At 72.4% G+C, this 16668-nt stretch carries 13 protein-coding genes; 2 read left to right on the top strand and 11 right to left on the bottom strand.

Going from position 1 to position 16668, the window contains the following annotated elements; genetic code table 11:
* Window positions 1-2: 2 nt before the first annotated feature.
* The 7 genes from BJ981_RS01110 to BJ981_RS01080 form a co-directional block, all read right to left on the bottom strand.
* Window positions 3-1079, bottom strand: a complete 1077-nt coding sequence (locus BJ981_RS01110) for an ATP-binding protein (RefSeq protein ID WP_184607882.1) — start codon at window positions 1077-1079, stop codon at window positions 3-5.
* Window positions 1076-4315, bottom strand: a complete 3240-nt coding sequence (locus BJ981_RS01105; protein WP_184607881.1) for a DUF4132 domain-containing protein — start codon at window positions 4313-4315, stop codon at window positions 1076-1078. Before BJ981_RS01105 ends, BJ981_RS01110 begins: the two co-directional genes overlap by 4 nt.
* A 172-nt stretch (window positions 4316-4487) precedes the next feature.
* The gene (locus tag BJ981_RS01100) at window positions 4488-5153 is read right to left on the bottom strand and encodes a 3-oxoacid CoA-transferase subunit B (RefSeq protein ID WP_184607880.1); all 666 of its coding nucleotides are present in this window, start codon (window positions 5151-5153) and stop codon (window positions 4488-4490) included.
* The gene (locus BJ981_RS01095) at window positions 5150-5851 is read right to left on the bottom strand and encodes a 3-oxoacid CoA-transferase subunit A (RefSeq protein ID WP_184607879.1); all 702 of its coding nucleotides are present in this window, start codon (window positions 5849-5851) and stop codon (window positions 5150-5152) included. The genes BJ981_RS01100 and BJ981_RS01095 overlap by 4 nt, the downstream gene beginning before the upstream one ends.
* Complete coding sequence (locus BJ981_RS01090; RefSeq protein WP_184607878.1) at window positions 5848-7035, bottom strand: thiolase family protein; 1188 nt, start codon at window positions 7033-7035, stop codon at window positions 5848-5850. The genes BJ981_RS01095 and BJ981_RS01090 overlap by 4 nt, the downstream gene beginning before the upstream one ends.
* Window positions 7036-7296: 261 nt before the next feature.
* Entirely contained in the window at window positions 7297-8511 is a 1215-nt protein-coding gene (locus tag BJ981_RS01085; protein ID WP_239139159.1) for a pyroglutamyl-peptidase I, read from the bottom strand.
* Window positions 8512-8771: 260 nt separating this feature from the next.
* Entirely contained in the window at window positions 8772-9671 is a 900-nt protein-coding gene (locus tag BJ981_RS01080; RefSeq protein WP_204070174.1) for a hypothetical protein, read from the bottom strand.
* A gap of 389 nt (window positions 9672-10060) precedes the next feature.
* Between BJ981_RS01080 and BJ981_RS01075 the strand changes: the two genes are divergently transcribed.
* On the top strand, window positions 10061-11488 hold the full coding sequence (locus BJ981_RS01075; RefSeq protein WP_184607876.1) for a hypothetical protein: 1428 nt from the start codon (window positions 10061-10063) through the stop codon (window positions 11486-11488).
* Window positions 11489-11503: 15 nt separating this feature from the next.
* Here BJ981_RS01075 and BJ981_RS01070 read toward each other — a convergent pair whose 3' ends face one another.
* Together BJ981_RS01070 and BJ981_RS01065 are read right to left on the bottom strand one after the other, a co-directional pair.
* A complete protein-coding gene (locus BJ981_RS01070) occupies window positions 11504-11917 on the bottom strand; it encodes a VOC family protein (RefSeq protein WP_184607875.1) in 414 nt (137 codons plus the stop codon).
* A 111-nt stretch (window positions 11918-12028) separates the two neighbouring features.
* Complete coding sequence (locus BJ981_RS01065) at window positions 12029-12940, bottom strand: NADP-dependent oxidoreductase (RefSeq protein ID WP_184607874.1); 912 nt, start codon at window positions 12938-12940, stop codon at window positions 12029-12031.
* 242 nt (window positions 12941-13182) lie between these two features.
* Here BJ981_RS01065 and BJ981_RS01060 point away from each other — a divergent pair, with 242 nt between their 5' ends.
* Window positions 13183-14106 carry an AraC family transcriptional regulator gene (locus tag BJ981_RS01060; protein ID WP_184615441.1) on the top strand — a complete coding sequence of 308 codons (924 nt, stop codon included), beginning with the start codon at window positions 13183-13185 and terminating at the stop codon, window positions 14104-14106.
* A gap of 22 nt (window positions 14107-14128) precedes the next feature.
* Here BJ981_RS01060 and BJ981_RS01055 read toward each other — a convergent pair whose 3' ends face one another.
* Both BJ981_RS01055 and BJ981_RS01050 read right to left on the bottom strand, forming a co-directional pair.
* Complete coding sequence (locus tag BJ981_RS01055; RefSeq protein ID WP_239139160.1) at window positions 14129-15679, bottom strand: DUF2079 domain-containing protein; 1551 nt, start codon at window positions 15677-15679, stop codon at window positions 14129-14131.
* Window positions 15672-16550 (bottom strand): decaprenyl-phosphate phosphoribosyltransferase, encoded by an 879-nt coding sequence (locus tag BJ981_RS01050; RefSeq protein WP_204070175.1) that lies wholly within the window; start codon window positions 16548-16550, stop codon window positions 15672-15674. The genes BJ981_RS01055 and BJ981_RS01050 overlap by 8 nt, the downstream gene beginning before the upstream one ends.
* Window positions 16551-16668: the final 118 nt, after the last annotated feature.

The raw sequence follows: 16668 nt of genomic DNA, 5'->3' as shown, positions 1-16668 counted from the left end.
CGTCAGCCCGGCAGCAGGTGACGGGCCTCGTGCAAGGCCTTCCACTGGTCTCCGTGCCGCTTCCGCTCCAGATATCTGCGGAGTTTCGCCAGGTCCTCCGGGTTGTCCTTGGCCGCCGTGCCGGCCAGGCAGGAGACCAGGTCGGCGGCGTCGCCGGGCTCCCCGCGCAGGAACCACCCGCGCAGCCCGACGGCATGCGCGACCGAGACGGCCTCGGCGGTGCTCATCACCCCTGACAGCCGGTCGGTGGCGTCACCGCGCGCGGTCCGCCCCTCGCGCAGCTCCCGGAACGCGGTGACCAGGACCTCCAGCACGTCGCGCCGTGGTGGCGCGCCGACGCCCGACCGCTTCAGCAGAGCGGCCGCCTCCGCCTCCACCAGCAGCAACTCGGTGTCGAAGTCGGCGATGGGGAAGACCGTCTCGAAGTTGAACCGGCGCTTGAGCGCGGCGCTCATCTCGTTGACGCCGCGGTCGCGGGTGTTGGCGGTGGCGATGACGGTGAAACCCTGCCGGGCGAAGACCATCGCCTCCGGGCCGGTCAGCTCGGGTATGGCGAGTACGCGGTCCGACAGCGGCGACAGCAGGCAGTCCTGTACTTCCAGCGGGCAGCGGGTGATCTCCTCGAAGCGCACCACCTTGCCCTCGGCCATGCCGCGCAGCAGCGGAGCGGCCACCAGTGACCGGGTGGACGGCCCCTCGGCGACCAGCAGCGCGTAGTTCCACGAGTATTTGATCTGGTCTTCCGTGGTGGACGCGCCGCCCTGGACGGTGAGCGTCGAGGTTCCGCTCACCGCCGCGGCGAGCAGCTCGGACAGCAGCGACTTCGCCGTGCCCGGCTCACCCACCAGCATCAGCCCGCGGTCGGTCGCGAGCGTCACCAGGGATCGGTCGATCAGCGAAGGGTCGCCCACGAACTTGCGGCCGATGCCCAGCTTCTCGTCCCCGAGGACGAAACGGCGGGCGGCGCGCAGGCTCAGCGCCCAGCCGGGCGGCCGGTCGTCGGTGTCGTCCTCCCGCAGCCGGGCCAGCTCGCCGGCGTAGCGGACCTCGGCAGGGGGCCGCTGGACCTGCTCGTTCATCGGGTGATCTCCCGGAGGTCGCGCAGGATCTCGGAGGCGGTGATCGGGTCGAGGCCGTCGAGGGAGACCCCCTCCAGGGTCTGCTCGTCGGCGAAGTCGGCGTAGCCGACGGCGACGCCCGGAACGAGACCGATCGTGATGGTGCCGCCGCCGGGCACGTCCCGCTCGATCCAGTACTGGATGCCGGCGTCCTGCGGCGAACCTCGCCGCCAGCCACGCCGTTCCAGGCCGAGCACCTTGCCGGTGGGGACCTTGACGGCGCTGATCTCGGTCAGCAGCGTCTCGTCCGGCTCATAGGTCTCCCGGGCCAGCTGCGGGAACGGCTGGAGGATCTCGTAGTCGGCGAACACCTGGGCCCACGCGATCGTCTTCTCGCCCAGCTCCAGCGGGTGCGCCACGCCGACCACGGCCTCGTCGGGCAGCGTCAGCGTGTCGTCCTCGATATCGGCGAAACCGCGGTCCTCGGCCACGCGTAGGGCGCCCGTGAGCCGGCCCGAGCGGTCGTAGAGGCCCCATACCAGCCGCCGCACGATGTGCCAGAGCAGCGGGTGGCCGACGAGCAGCCGCTTGAACTCCTCACCACTCCAGCGGCGCCGGTTCACCATGGCCTGCTCCAGCCGGTGGATGGTGTCCGCGGCCACGGCGCGCACGTCCTTCTTCAGCCCGGCGAACCGCCGGTAGGCGGAGGGCGCGAGCTCCGTGTCGTCGTTCACCCCCGGCTTGGGAAGGTTCTTGAGCCGCTTTCCCGCGGCGTCGGTCACGTAGGGCTTGAGCTGCTCGTCGAAGCCGACGACGAACCGCCTGCGGCCGTAGTCGAGGGTCATGCCGCCGTCGGCGGACAGCCCGAAGTCCGGCACCAGCCGGTCGGCCAGTTCCTGCGGCGTCAGGCCGAGGTCCGCGGCGACCTCGTCCATCTTCTGCCTGGCCCGCTTCCTGAGCCCGCTGAACTTGACCTTCTCGGCGATGCCGTGCAGGTGCATCAGCGCGACCTCCGAGCCGATGGCGGCCAGCAGGTCCAGACCCGCGACCGCGCGCGCGTGCCCGCCCTCACCGGGCCAGATCCTGATCAACGGCGTCAGCCGCCGGACGGTCTCGTCGTCGCCGAGCAGTCCGAGCGCGTCCATCACCCAGCTTTCCTTGGACGGGTAGCCGGCGGCCTGCCACTGCCGGAACAACGCCCACGCGAACTCCGCGAGGCTGCGACCGTCGCACGCCTCCTTGACCAGGGCGAGACCGGCGCACGGATCACCGGGCCTGGAGATCGCCAGCATCGTCATCACGTGGCGGACCGCCTCGGCCGGCAGCGCACCGGCGTCGCCGCGCAGCAGGACCGGCGTCAAGACCGCGATCTCCGTCCACTCGGGCAGCACGGGCAGCTTGCCGGGCAGCGCGTCGAGGGGGTCGGCCGCGAGCAGGCCGGTGATCGCGGCCTCGGCGACGGGGCCGTAAGCCGCGGCGGCCTGCGCCACGGCCCTGCGGCCACCACCGGCGGCCAGCACCGCCAGCGCCTGCTCGGCCTGTCGCCGGGCCGTCCCGGGCTTGCCCAGAGCCGGCGGGATCAGCGCCCTCGCGGCCGCCTCGGGGTGGCGTGCCAGCCAGGCCAGCGCGGTGGCGCGGACCGACTTCAGCCGGGCCAGCCACTCGGCCATCAGCACGGCGACCCGTGCATCGGCGAACGGAAGCAGCGCCGGAGCGATCGCGCCGGGATTGCGCCGCGCGCTGTCCAGCGCCAGGGGCAGCGCCGCCAGTTCGAACCTGGCGACCACCTTCGGCATCCATTCGGAGGCGTCCCACAGGTCGGCCGGACGCCACTTCTCGATCAGCGGCCCGGCCAGTTCCTCGGGCCCGGCGGCGAACAGGGCGGTCTCGTCGTACCAGGAGGCACGCCCGTCCTCGGGGATCTGACGGGCGATCTGTTTCCAGTCCCGCTCACTGCTCCAAACCCAGGACTCGTGCCCCGGCCGGGTGGATCGCCAACCGTCCCGCTCGCCCGGTCGCCACACCACGGCCGGCTCATCGGCACACACCAGGTCACTCACCACGACCGGCTTGCGGGCCGTGCGCGGACGGGTCCAGGGCGGGCTGACCAGCACCTCGGGCAGGGCCTCGAGCGGAGCGGTGCGGACGGTCGCGGCAGTCGTGATCTTGTCGATCCGCGCGGCGGCGGCATCGTCGTCGCTCGCGAGCACCTCGGCCACCAGGTCGGGGTGGGCCAGCGCGTGGGCGCGCAGCAGCAGGTCCACGGCCTTGCCGTCGGAGGCGGCCAGCATCCGCATCGCCCGGCGCGGGAAGCGGGCCGCCGCGCGCAGGAACGCCGGCTGGGCGTGCTTCTGCTCGATCCGGTCGAGGAGGGCCCGCATGGCCGCGTCGGCCGGCAGTTCGGCGAGCATGTCCAGCAGTCGCCGCCGGCTTCCGGTGTCGTAGAGATCGTCGTACCATCCGGCCAGCACCGGCACGGCCGCGTCCCCGACGCCGTCGACGAGTGTGGCGGGCAGGGCGAGGGAGTGCATCACGACGTGGCCCGGCACGTGGGGCGCGATGAGCGCCGCGTGCTCCGGCGTGCCGATCGCGGCTACCAGGCCGACGGCGAGGTTCGGATTGACGCGGCTCACCTCGGCGCAGTCGGCCGCGACCCACTCGGTCTCGGTGGGCGCCAGGTAGGAGGCCACCATCCGATGGTGGAGCCCTCCCGCACGGCTCACCGCCAGCGCCGCGACCACGTCGGCGTACTCGGCGTCCGGCGCGGCCGAGAGGACGGCACGGACCCGCGTGGCGAGCTCCGTCCGGTACCAGCCGAACCAATGAGCGCGGGGTTCATCGTCGGCGAGCCGCCGGACTCGCAGAGTCCGCCCGTCGATGTCGCGGTTCAGCGAGGCCAGCTCGGTCACGGCCAGCGCCGCGAACACCAGGCCGCGCTCGGCCAGCCAGGCTTCGACGAACAGAGGCGGTATGTCCCATACCAGGGACGGGGTCACCACCTCGAGGACCACCGCGGCGCCGAGCGGCGTGGCGGTGGGCTCCCCGGCCAGGTACGCCGCGCCGGCCGAGGCCAGCTCCGGGTCGCGGCACTCCGCCAGCGAGTCGAGGACGCGCTGCCGGTGCTCGTCCAGTTTCGCGGCGGCTTTCTTGGGCGCGCCCGCGTCCAGTGGCTTCACGGCGACCTTCACGCCGCCCCGCCGCGGATGAAGAGCGCGCAGCCAGGCGGCCGGCATCGTCAGCCGGTCCTCGTCCTCCATGCCGATACCTCCACGCCGTGTTCGATGGAGAGACTCGTCGTTCGGCGACGGAGCGGCCGCGCCGTCTTCGACGTCTCATCCTCGTGATCGTCAGCGGCGAGTATCGCGCGCGGCACCGACAAACCGGCGCTCACCGCGTCGCCGACGGATCCACGGCCGGGAGGCGTCGAGGTCACTCGGGCAGGGTGCGCAGGGGGACGTCCAGGCGGGAGGCGAGGTCGTGGGCGGTCGTGCCGTAGGTTTCGGCGACGGTGATGCCGTCCGGGCCGATGTGGAAGACCGCCTGGTCGGTGTAGAGGCGGCTTACGCAGGCCAGGCCGGTGAGCGGGTAGGTGCATTCGGGGACGAGCTTGGGCGTGCCGTCCTTGGCGAAGAGCGTCATCATGACGAACACCTGCTTGGCGCCGGTGGCCAGGTCCATGGCGCCGCCGACGGCGGGGATGGCGTCGGGCGCGCCGGTGTGCCAGTTGGCCAGGTCGCCGCGCGCGGAGACCTGGAAGGCGCCGAGCACGCACACGTCGAGGTGGCCGCCGCGCATCATCGCGAACGAGTCGGCGTGGTGGAAGTACGACGCGCCCGGCAGCTCGGTGACGGGGATCTTGCCGGCGTTGATCAGGTCGGGGTCGATGTCGTCGCCGTGGGCGGCCGGGCCCATGCCGAGCATGCCGTTCTCGGTGTGCAGGACGACCCCGGAGCCGGCCTGGAGGTGGTCGGCGACCATCGTGGGCTGGCCGATGCCGAGGTTCACGAAAGAGCCCCGCGGGATGTCGCGGGCGACGAGGGCGGCGAGTTCGTCACGGTTCAGCGCGCCGCGGTCGAGGTGTTCCACCGTGTTCACGACGTCGCCTCCGTGGTGCTCGGGTCCTCGGTTCGGTCGCTCTTCAGGTCGAGGATTCGGTCGACGTAGACGCACGGGGTGACCACGGCCTCGGGGTCCAGGCCGCCGGTTTCCACGACGTCGTGTACCTGCGCGATCGTCAGGGTGGCGGCGGTGGCCATGACGGGGCCGAAGTTGCGCGCCGTCTTGCGGTAGACGAGGTTGCCCATCCGGTCGCCCACGTGGGCGGCGATGAGGGCGACGTCACCCTTGATCGGGTACTCCAGCACGTGGTCACGGCCGTCGATGGTGCGCGTCTCCTTGCCCTCGGCGAGCGGCGTGCCGACGCCGGTGGGGCAGTAGAAGGCGCCGATGCCGGCGCCGGCCGCGCGCATGCGCTCGGCGAGGGTGCCCTGCGGGACGACCTCCAGCTCGATCTTCCCCGCCCGGTAGAGGCCGTCGAAGACCCACGAATCGCTCTGGCGCGGGAACGAGCAGATCATCTTGCGGACCCGCCCGGCGGCCAGCAGCGCGGCCAGGCCGGTGTCGCCGTTGCCCGCGTTGTTGCTGACGACGGTCAGGTCCGTCGCGCCCTGCCGGATGAGCGCGTCGATGAGCTGGACGGGCATGCCGGCCAGCCCGAAGCCGCCGATGAGGACCGTGGCGCCGTCCTCGATCCCGGCGACGGCCTCGTCGTGGTCGGTGAACACGGCGGTCATGAGGCGCTCACGTTCTCGAGGACGACGGCCAGGCCCTGGCCGACGCCGATGCAGATGGCGGCGACGCCCCAGCGCTCGCGGCGTTCGCGCAGCACCTGGGCGAGCGTGCCGAGGACGCGCCCGCCGGAGGCGCCCAGAGGGTGGCCGATCGCGATGGCGCCGCCCTTGGTGTTGACGATCTCGGGGTCGATCTTCCAGGCGTCCAGGCACACGAGCGACTGGACGGCGAACGCCTCGTTGAGCTCCACGGCGCCGACGTCGTCCCAGCCGATGCCGGCCCGGCGCAGCGCCTGGTTCGCGGCCTCGACCGGCGCGTACCCGAACATCTGGGGTTCGAGCGCCGTGGCTCCGCGGCCCGCGACGCGGGCGATCGGGTCGGCGCCGACGTGGTCGGCGGCGGCCTCGGAGCCGAGCACGACCGCGGAGGCCCCGTCGTTCAGCGGGGAGGCGTTGCCGGCCGTGATGGTGCCGTCGGGGCGGAAGGCCGGCTTGAGCCCGGCGAGGATCTCCGGCGTCGTGCCGGGCCTGATGCCCTCGTCGCGGGTGAGGCCGGCGTCCTCGACGGGGATCACCAGGTCGTCGTAGAACCCGGCGTTCCAGGCCGCGTCGGCCAGCACGTGGGAGCGCGCGGCGAAGGCGTCCTGCCGTTCGCGCGAGATGGAGAACCTCTCCCGCAGCTGCTCGTTGGCCTCGCCCAGCGAGACCGTCCACTCCTGGGGCATGCGCGGGTTCACCAGCCGCCAGCCGAGCGTGGTGGAGACCGCGGTCATGTCTCCGGCGGGGAAGGCACGCGAGGGCTTGGGCAGCACCCAAGGGGCCCGCGTCATCGACTCCACGCCCCCGGTGACGACGATGCCGGCGTCGCCGCTCTCGATGGTCCGCGAGCCGATCATGGCGGCGTCGAGGCTCGACCCGCACAACCGGTTCACCGTGGTGGCCGGGACGGTCACCGGCAGCCCGGCCAGCAGCGCGGCCATCCGGCCCACGTTGCGGTTGTCCTCGCCCGCGCCGTTGGCGTTGCCCCAGACGACGTCGCCGATCTTCGCGGGATCGAGCCGCGGGAGCTTGGCCAGGACGCCGCGCAACGCGGTGGCCGCCAGGTCGTCCGGGCGGACCCCGGCGAGCGCGCCGTTGAACCTGCCGAACGGCGTGCGCGCCGCGGCGTAGATGAAGGCCGAATCCATGACGCCTCCTCCTCGTGAGCCGTGTTCGCTAGACGAACGCTCGTTCCGTTAGCGAACGGCCTTTGAGCCTAATCCATGCACGACGCGACACGACAGGCGGGGCTCGTCCATGGGAGCTTGAGGCATGACCCAGTACATGATCATCGACCGGGTCGAGCTCATGAAGGAACGCGGTGGGATCAGGAGCCGCGGATACGCCCGTCGAGGCGGAGGAGCCGAACGACGGTCAGGTGGGGGCGCCCGGCGACGGCGCCCGGTCGCTCAGGTTCGCGGGGGAGTGGTGCCCGCCGCCACAAGGATGATCGTGCGGGCCTGGGCGATGATGTCCAGCCGGTTGCGCACGAACTCGGCGTCGGTGATCGTGCCGGTCGCGGGGTCGGTGTTGCCCGGGGCGAACTGGAGGACCGGGGTGTGCACGTGGCCGCCGGGGATGCGCAGGTGGAGCCGGTCGCGGAGCAGGGTGGCCCGGTAGGCGATCTCGTTGGACAGGTAGTCGCCGCCGCTGCCGCTCCGGGCGGTGGAGCCCTCGGTGGGGCCGTCCGGACGCACCACGGGGGTGGTCGCGCCGGCCGGGATCTCGGTCACCTGGGTGTTGTCGTACACGGGGAAACGGCCCGTCGGGGCGGCCACGATCTTCTGGTACGGCAGCGTGGTCACCGTCCACTGGGGCTGGGAGGCCGGGTCGGACACCGGGACGAGCCCGGTCGAGGACAGGTTCTCGTTGTCCGGGAATCCTCCCCGCCAGGCCCCGTTGAAGCGCTCGACGTCGAACCGGCCGGGCCGGCCCTGGCTGACCGTCGTGAACAGGTCGGCCTGCGGCAGGTGCGGGCGCAGGGCCCGTTCCACCGTGCCGTTCGCGAAGTCGCCCCAGCGGACCGGGAAGACGGCCGTCTCGATCCTGACGGGGCCCGCGTCCGTCCGCACGGTCGTCCCGTCGAGCGCCAGCGCGGTGGCGCCGGAGGGGTTGCTGATGCGGATGTCCCGGTCCAGGGTGAACGGGTCGAAGCCGGTGACCAGCACTCGCCGCACGCCCTTCCCGGCGGGGAAGCGGATGGCGTCCTGGCCGCGGGAGCCGCGCTCCAGGCGGTCGAGCAGCGCCGCGCGTCCGGCGTCGGTGAGGCCGAACGCGGGCCGCCACTGCCGCAGCGCGCCGGTCAGCCCGAGGCGTGCCCAGTACAGCGGCCGGTCGTCGTCCCGGCTCAGGTCGCCGTCCGGCGCGCCGCGTCCCTGCGCCCGGTCGACCGCGCGCTGCCACAAGTGCTGCCCATGCGTGGTGATGACCTGCTCCGCCTGGCGGTACGACCTCGCCCCGCACAGGGCGTGCGCGAACCGGGGGGCCGCGGAGTCGAAGCCGGAGCGCCGCAGGATCTCCTGCGGCACGGCGCCGGCGAGGCGCTGCTCTTCGACGGTGAGCGGTCTCGCCGTGTCCGCGCAACCGCCGGTCTCCGCGGCGAACGCGGGTGCCGTGGCCGGCACGACGCCAGCGATGATCGCGACGACACTTACGGTCAGCCTTGCGCGCAGCCCTCGCACTCGGATTCCTTCGTCCGGCGGCAACGGTCAAGCCACAAGTGTCCATGCGTCATCGGATCATGACAATAGAGATTTACCCCCCGAGATGCGGAACGTTGATGTTATGGCCAGGAACCCCCGGCACTTCGCGCTCTGGTCTTCTGTACCGGCACACCATGAGCCCCGGCGGGCCGGCCCGCCGGGGCCCGTCGGTCATCGCCGGGTCAGCTCGGAGGGAACTGGCCGTTCTTGGCGACGGGGACGGCGAGCTGGACGGCGCTGCCGATGGTCGCCTGCTCGACCGGCAACTTGCCGAGCACCGGGTTGAGGTGGCGCAGGGTCAGGGAGATCGTCGGCGTCGCCTGCGTGAGGATGTCGTACTTCTCCAGGTCGATCCACCTGAGGATGTTGACCACGGCGCTCGGGACGGTGTCTCCCGCCTTGAAGACTGGCACGCAGAGCTGCCGGGCGGCGGCGACCTGGGCGGAGTGCGCGGGAATCCGGTCGACGAGGACCGGGTTGAGCTGCCGCAGCCCGAGCTGCAGGTTCAGCGGCGTGTTCGGGGTGATGTCGTAGCACTTGAGGTCGATGTGCGAGACCAGCGACAGCACTTCGGCGGGAGGCGTCACGTTGTTCTTGGCGACGGGCACGCAGAGATGCTGGGGCGCGTTCATGGTGACCTGCTGCCGCGGCAGGGTCTGGAGCACCGGGTTGAGGTGGCTGAGCACGAGCTGCGTGTTCACCGAGGCGCCCTGGATCCGGTAGCAGGCGAGGTCGACGTACCTGATGAACTCCAGCACCGGCGTCGGCGGGAGGACGTTGTTCTTGGCGACCGGCACGCACAACTGCTCGCGCGGGCCGAGGGTGACCTGTTCGGTCGGCAGGTTGCCGAGGACGGGGTTGAGGTGCCGCAGCGTGAGCGTGGTGGCCGGCGGCTGGTAGGGGCTGGTCTTGAAGCATTCCAGGTCGAGGTTCGACACGAAATCCTTCGGGGTGGGCAGGGCCAGGGCGGTGGCGGGTGGCGCGGTGAGAACGGCCACGGTGAGGATCCCGATGGCGGCTGATATCAGCCGCCGGATCATCGGTTTCGAGCGTCTGGCGGGTTTGAGGATGGCTCGGCTCATTGCGCCTCCATTGATGGGGATCGAGCCTCTTGCCGATGAGTGTCGGCCTGTGTCCGTGTCCTGACAATATTGCTGACCGCTTTTTGCCACGGATGACAGCGCCGCTGGTAGATCGCGGGTTCTGGCCGGTGCCAAAGCCGGTCTGCGGTGCTATCGCCGGCTTGTTTTATGGTGGCGCGGTAGGAAATCCCTGACGTGGAACAAGAGAGATCGAATACCTGAGGAATCGCACGGCCGGTCACCGTCGTCAGGAAATGGAGTGGCGGAAGGTGCGGAACGCGGCCTGAGTTTTCCCGCGTCCGCCATGGCGGCGGGGAGAGGACCGGTGGGGACGAGGCCGGTGCGGAGGGGGCTGGGCGGAAGGCGGCGGTCGGGAGGAGGATTCAGAGGTGATCGGTGAGCTTAGTGCGGCCGAGAGGGCCGTCTGGGAGGGGTTCGCGGCCGGGGGGCATGTCGATCTCGCGGGGCGGGGGGATCGGACGATCCGGGCGGGTGTGCTGCGGCCGTTGCTGGCCGGGGCGCAGGAGGCGGGGTCGGTGCTGGTGCCGGCCCTGTACGTCCACCACGCGCGCGTCGCCGGCCACTTCGACCTGCGTTTCACCGAGGTGCGCCACCACATCCGCCTGGAGGACTGCGACTTCGACCGGCCGATCAACCTCCACGGCGCCCGATTACGCCAGTTCACCCTGGTGACCTGCTCCTTTCCCGGGCTGGACGCCACCACCGCGCAGATCGAGGGCAGCCTCGTGCTGGCCGACTGCACGATCACCGGCCGCACGGAGCTGCCGGGGGCCCGCGTCAGCGGCGCGGTGATCCTGGACGGCTCGCGCCTGGAAGGGCTGGACGCCACGGGCCTGCAGGTCGGCACCGACATCGTGGCGCGCCCGCGGCACGACGGGATTCCGTTCAGCTGCCGGGGACGGCTCGACATCAAACGGGCGAACGTCGGTGGTTCGGTGCTGTTCGAGGGCGCCGCGCTCAGCCATCCCGGCCGGACGGCGCTCAGCGCGATGGACCTGACGGTCGGGGCGATCATGAACTGCTGCGAGGGCTTCGCCGTGGACGGCAAGATCGACCTGTCGTTCGCCGACGTGCGCAGCAAGGTCTGCTTCAAGGAGGCGCACCTCGGCAACCCCGGCGACGTCGCGCTGCGGGCCCGCCATCTCAAGGCGGACGAGTTCGTCCTGCCGGTGACCGCGCCCGTCGACGGCCACGTGGACCTGCGGCACGCCCGCATCGGGGTCATCCGGGACGACCGCGCGACCTGGCCCGCGACGCTCAGCCAGGACGGCCTCGTCTACCAGGCCCTCGAACCCCACCTGCCCGCCGCCCGGCGCCTGGACTGGGTCGCCCGGGACCCGGCCGGCTACCTGCCCCACGCCTACGAGCAGCTCGCGGCCACCTACCGCCGTCTCGGTCAGGACGCCGACGCCCGCACCGTCCTGCTCGCCAAGCAGCGGCGCCGGCGCGGCACGGTCGGCCCGCTGCCCCGGCTCTGGGGGTACCTGCAGGACCTGACCGCCGGGTACGGCTACCGGCCGCTGCGCGCCGCGGCCTGGCTGGCGGTGCTGCTCGCGGCGGGCGCGGTCTTCTTCGCGAGCCACCCGCCGCCGCCCGCGGAGGCCGGCAAGGGCCTGGTCTTCAGTCCCGTGATGTACGCGCTGGACCTCCTGCTGCCGGTCGTGGACTTCGGGCAGCAGGGCGCGTTCCGCCCGGCGGGCGGCGCGGCGTGGGTCGCCTACGGGCTGATCGCGGCCGGATGGCTGCTGGCGATCACCGTCGTCGCCGCGATCACCCGGACGCTGTCGCGGCAGTAGGAGGCGGAGACGTGCTCAGGTACGCGGGGCGGTGATGTTGACCATCCAGGGGATGCCGAACCGGTCCACGCAGGACCCGAACTCGTCGCCCCACATCTGCCTCTCCAGGGGGACGGTGACCACGCCGCCCGCGGTGAGCCTCTCCCAGTAGCCGCGCAGCTCGCCGGCGTCCTCACCGCTGAGGCTCACCGAGATGGTGGTGCCGGGGGTGTGCTCCATGCCGGGCGGCAGGTCGGAGGCCATCAGCGTGAAGCCGCCGCGGGTTTCGAGCGCGCTGTGCATGATCTTGTCGGCGAGCTCCGCGTCCGGGGCCCCGAAGTCGCCGAAGGTGTTCAGCGAGAGCGTGCCACCGAAGACGCCTTCGTAGAACTCCATGGCCTGCCGCGCGGTGCCGGGAAAGTTGAGGTACGGGCAGAGAAGAGAGGCCATGGGATCCTCCTCGGTGGTGCCAGGGGTCGATCCTGGCAGACCGCCCCCGCCCGGGCAACGCACCCCTCCACATCCCGCGGCAAAGGAAATCCCCAGGTCAGAAGGCATGTGTCACGGAACGACGACGACCTTGCCGTGCAGGCGGCCCGCCTCGCTCTCGCGGTGGACGTGGGCGAGCGCGGACAACGGGTGGGCCGCGGTCACGTGCACACGGAGCGCGCCGTCGTCGACGAGGGCGGCGATGGCGGTGAGCTGGTCCACGTCGTCGCGGGTGACGAAGTGCGCGGCGGTGACGCCCGCGCCGGGCGGCGGGTCGAACGGGGCGGTGATCGAGACGATCTCGCCGCCGGGGCGCACGAGCCGGACCAGGTCGCGGGCGGCCTCCGGAGGGATCGGGACCAGGTTGAGCAGGACGTCCACGGGCGCGTCGAGCGCTTCGGCGAGGGAGGTCGCGGTGTAGTCGATGATCTCGTGGGCGCCGTGCCGCCGGACGGCCTCGGCGCTGCGGGGCCCGGCCGTGGCGATGACGTGCGCGCCCTCGCGCGCGGCGAGCTGGACGGCGAACGAACCCACGCCCCCGCCCGCGCCGTTGACGAGGACGCGGCGGCCCTCGGCGAGGTGCGCGTGCTCGAAGAGGGCCTGCCAGGCGGTGAGCGCGGCGACCGGGATGGCGGCGGCGTGCGTGAGCGGGATCGAGGCCGGGGCCTTCGCCAGCGAGCGCTCGGGCACGGCCACGTACTCGGCCGAGGCGCCGCCGGGCAGGCCCATGACGCGGCCGCCGACCGGGAACCGGCGGGTGTCGCCGGCGACGATCGTGCCGGACAGGTCGATACCGGGGACGAACGGCAGCTCCATGCGGATGACGGACGCCATCAGCCCGGCGCGGAAGCCGGCGTCGGAGGGGTTGTAGGACGCGGCGGCGACCCTGACCAGCACCTCTCCCGGGCGGGGGACGGGCCGGGGGACGTCCTCGTAGCGGATGACGTCGGGACTGCCGTACTCGTGGACGCGTGCGGCCTTCATGGTGGCGGGCTGCCTTCCCGAGACCCGCATGGCGGGGACTCAAGCCGAGAGACGGTGGATCTTCTGCCTCGCAACCGTAGGAGGCGTGGACGAGACGGCCAATGCGGATTCGTCTTGATTTCCTGCGCGATCGTCTTCCGGGGCCGACGAGGGGGGTTAGGGTCACGGTACGGAGTGTCCGGTCACGGCGCGCCGGGGTCCGGGCGATCGTCCTGACCGTGGCGTCGGTCGGGGGTGTGCGGGTGGACGTGCTCAGCGATGTGATCGCCACGATGCGGACGGGCGAGCCGCGGTCGTCCCGGGTGCGGTGGCACGGGGCGTGGGGGCAGCGGTTTCCCTCCGTTCCGGGAACGGCCGGGTTCCAGGTCGTCCTGCGCGGGAGGTGCTGGCTGTTCCCCGAGGACGGCCCGCCGCTCGCGCTCGCCGAGGGAGACGTGGTGCTGCTGACGCGAGGCCGGGGGCACGGCATGGGCGGCGACCCCGCCGCCCCGCCCGCCGGCCCGGCGTGCGACCCGCTCGCCGACCGGCCCCGGTACACCTCCGCGTCGGCCGGCGACGACGGCTCGCCCCCGTCGGCCGTGACGCTGTGCGGCGCCTACGAGCTGGACGCGACGCGGGCGCATCCGCTGCTCGGCGAGCTGCCCGACGTGGTCCACCTCCCGGCCGCGCCCGGCCGTCACCCGGACCTGCGCGCCGCCGTCGGCCTGCTCGGCGCGGAGCTGGAGCACCCCCGCCCGGGCGCGGACGCCGTCGTGCCCGCCTTGCTCGACATGCTGCTCGCCTACATCCTGCGCGCGTGGTTCGCGCAGCGCCCGGCCGTGGCGACCGGGTGGGCGGCGGCGCTGAGGGATCCGGCGGTCGGCGCCGCGCTGGACGCGATGCACCGCGATCCGTCCCTGCCCTGGACCGTCGAGGCGCTGGGCAAGCGGGTCGGGCTCTCCCGCGCGGCGTTCTCGCGCCGCTTCACCGCCATGGTCGGACGTCCCCCGCTGGCCTACCTCACCTGGTGGCGGATGACGACGGCGGCCCGCCTGCTGCGCGAGTCGGACGTCCCCTTGGGCGCCGTGGCGCGGCGGGCCGGCTACACCTCCGAGTTCGCCTTCTCGGCGACCTTCAAGCGGCACCACGGCGCCTCGCCCGGCAGGTACCGGCGCGGGGTCACCTGAGCGGGCGCGGACCGGGGCGGCGTCACGGCGGCGCCGTGCCGGGGCGGTGGAGTACCACGTAACCCTCGCGTTCGAAGACGGTCTGGTAGCCGAGCTGCCTCAACTCGTCCACGCGCTGCCGCTGCCGGTCGACCGAACCCCACGGGTAGGCGAAGCGGGTCGTGTCGGCGACGATCCAGGGCGCGGCGGGCGGCTTGTCCGTCCAGAGGAGGGTCGTCGTGCGGGCGGACAGGTGCGGCCCGACGTGGTTGACGGCCTCCACCATGACGCCGGAGGGCACCGTGGCGACCGCCTGCTCCGCCGCGGCGATGTCCGGGGGTCTCTCGTAGAACTCCGGCCGGATGAGCTGGTCGAACGGGAAGCGGGGCACGAGCGTGACCGCGACCAGGCAGACGCCCGTCGCCCACACCAGCGCCGTCGACCGCTCGGGGATCTCCTTGCGGCGGTGCAGCAGGCGGCCGAGCCGCGCGGCGCCGTCCACGCCCGCGCACAGCAGGACGACCACGGTGAAGGCGCTGTGGTGGAAGTCGGTGATCCACCAGTGCAGGCGGTCGGACAGCATGCGCTCCAGCAACTGCGGCACCGCCATCAGCGTGAGCGGTGAGAACAGGCACAGCAGCAGCGTCGGCCACAGCAGGAACGCCCAGGTGTCGAGCTTCACCTGCGGGCTGAACAGCGTGCCGAGGGTGCCCAGGGGGTCGCTCACGGCCGTGAGCGCGGCGTGCGGCAGGTCGGGGCCGAACTGGCCGTATGCCCAGTACATCTCCGGGTCGCCGCCCACGGCCGGGATCATCAGCGCCCGGGCGTACAGGGTGTAGCCCACGCCGGCCGCGATGTAGGTGATGCCGTCGAGCCGCCGCCCCCGGGTCACGACGTAGGCGCCGAACCCGGCGACCATGAGGCCCATGTCCTCTTTGACCAGCAGCAACGCCGCGGCCGCCGTGACGGCGTGGCCCTGCCTGCCCGCGCTGTACCGCTCGATCATCACGGCGGTGATCAGCGGCGCGAAGGCCGCCTCGTGGAAGTCGAAGTTCAGCGCCCGCGCCAGCGGCCACGACAGCGCGTAGGCGACGGCGACGAGGTAGGCCGGTCCGGTGCCGAGCACCCGCCGGGTGAACACCCACAGCGGCGGGATCGCCAGCGCGAACAGCGCCGCCTGGGCGAAGATCAGCGTCTCGGGGCCGTCGTGGATCCAGTACAGCGGGGCAAGGACGGCGAGGATCGGCGAGAAGTGCTCGCCGAGCTGGTTGAAGTCCATCCCCTTGTCCAGGGTGAACCCGCGCAGCGGGCTCGTCGGCGCGCTGAAGTGCGAGAAGCCGCGCACCACCTGGTCGAAGAGCGTCAGGTCCAGGCTGGTCGCCCGGTACAGGTCGAACCTGACCATGCCGAGCCGCGTGTAGACCGCGGTCGCGACCAGGACGAGCGCGGCCAGCGAGATGACGTGCCGGGCGCGCGGCGAGGGACGGGGCAGGGCGCGCAGCCGTCCTGCCAGGTCCCGGGTGGCCGCGCGCACGGCGCCGGCCGGTTCGCGGCGCTCGGTGCCGGGCGCCGCCTCCTGGATGCGTTCAGCCACGTGCCGTCCCCACCACGAAGAGGACCGCCCATGCCAGGGCGAGTCCGAGCAGCCACCGGTCGCCGAGTACGACCGTTTCCGGTTCGCCGGCCTCGCCGCGGTCCACGTGCCAGCCGTAGCGGAGGAACGCCAGGGCCAGGGGGATGACGGTGAGCTGGCGGCCGGGAAGTTCGAAGGCCCACAGGCAGTACGTGGTCATCGCGACCGTTCCGGACGCCTGCCAGACGAACCGCAGGTAGCCGGGGGAGTAGTGGGCGAGGCCCGGGCGGGTCGTGGCGGCCTTGCGTCCGAGCGTCGCCAGCTCGGAGGACCGCTTGCCCGCCACCATGAACAGCGCGGCCGACCCGACCACGATCAGGAACCACTGCGACAGCGCCAGCCCCGCCATCACCCCGCCGAAGACGGCCCGCAGCAGGAATCCGCTCGCCACGGTGGCCAGCTCGATGATCGGGACGTGCTTGAGCTTGAGGCAGTACAGCCCGTTGACCAGTAAGTAGATAGCGATCACCCCGCCGGCCTCCAGGCGCCAGGCGGCGGCGAGGACCATGGCCGCGAGCGCGAGGACGGCCGAGCAGGCGAGCGCGACGGGCTCGGGCACCGTCCCGGCGGCGATCGGGCGTAAGCGCCTGACCGGGTGCGCGCGGTCGCGGCCCGCGTCGAGCACGTCGTTGAGGAAGTACACCGCGGGCGCCGCGAGGCAGAAGACGGCCAGCGCCACGCCGGTGGCCGCGAGCGTCGTCCCGTCGTGGGCGCCGGCCGCGACGGGGGCCGCGGCGACCAGCAGGTTCTTGGGCCACTGCCGCGGACGGGCGGTGCGCAGCAGACCGGACACGAGGGATGGCCCGGCGGTCTTCCTTCCGATCTGCGTCACGCCCACGAGTGCGGGTCTCCCTGGGGTCGTCGGGTCCCACTGGGGCCGTTCGGCACGGTTTTCGTTTACCGGTAACCACGGAAGAAGACCAAGATTAACATTGAATTGAGGCGATATA

Origin of the sequence: Sphaerisporangium krabiense (genome assembly GCF_014200435.1) — a bacterium.
GTDB classification, from domain to species: Bacteria; Actinomycetota; Actinomycetes; order Streptosporangiales; family Streptosporangiaceae; genus Sphaerisporangium; species Sphaerisporangium krabiense.
The sequence above is the reverse complement of the archived record's forward strand: the minus strand, read 5'-3'. Positions and strand labels throughout refer to the sequence as shown.

Bases quoted from the DNA above. Each gene is read 5' to 3' on its own strand.
- BJ981_RS01110 (WP_184607882.1), bottom strand. From the start codon at position 1,079: ATGAACGAGCAGGTCCAGCGGCCCCCTGCCGAGGTCCGCTACGCCGGC.
- BJ981_RS01105 (WP_184607881.1), bottom strand. From the start codon at position 4,315: ATGGAGGACGAGGACCGGCTGACGATGCCGGCCGCCTGGCTGCGCGCT.
- BJ981_RS01095 (WP_184607879.1), bottom strand. From the start codon at position 5,851: ATGACCGCCGTGTTCACCGACCACGACGAGGCCGTCGCCGGGATCGAG.
- BJ981_RS01090 (WP_184607878.1), bottom strand. From the start codon at position 7,035: ATGGATTCGGCCTTCATCTACGCCGCGGCGCGCACGCCGTTCGGCAGG.
- BJ981_RS01080 (WP_204070174.1), bottom strand. From the start codon at position 9,671: ATGAGCCGAGCCATCCTCAAACCCGCCAGACGCTCGAAACCGATGATC.
- BJ981_RS01070 (WP_184607875.1), bottom strand. From the start codon at position 11,917: ATGGCCTCTCTTCTCTGCCCGTACCTCAACTTTCCCGGCACCGCGCGG.
- BJ981_RS01065 (WP_184607874.1), bottom strand. From the start codon at position 12,940: ATGAAGGCCGCACGCGTCCACGAGTACGGCAGTCCCGACGTCATCCGC.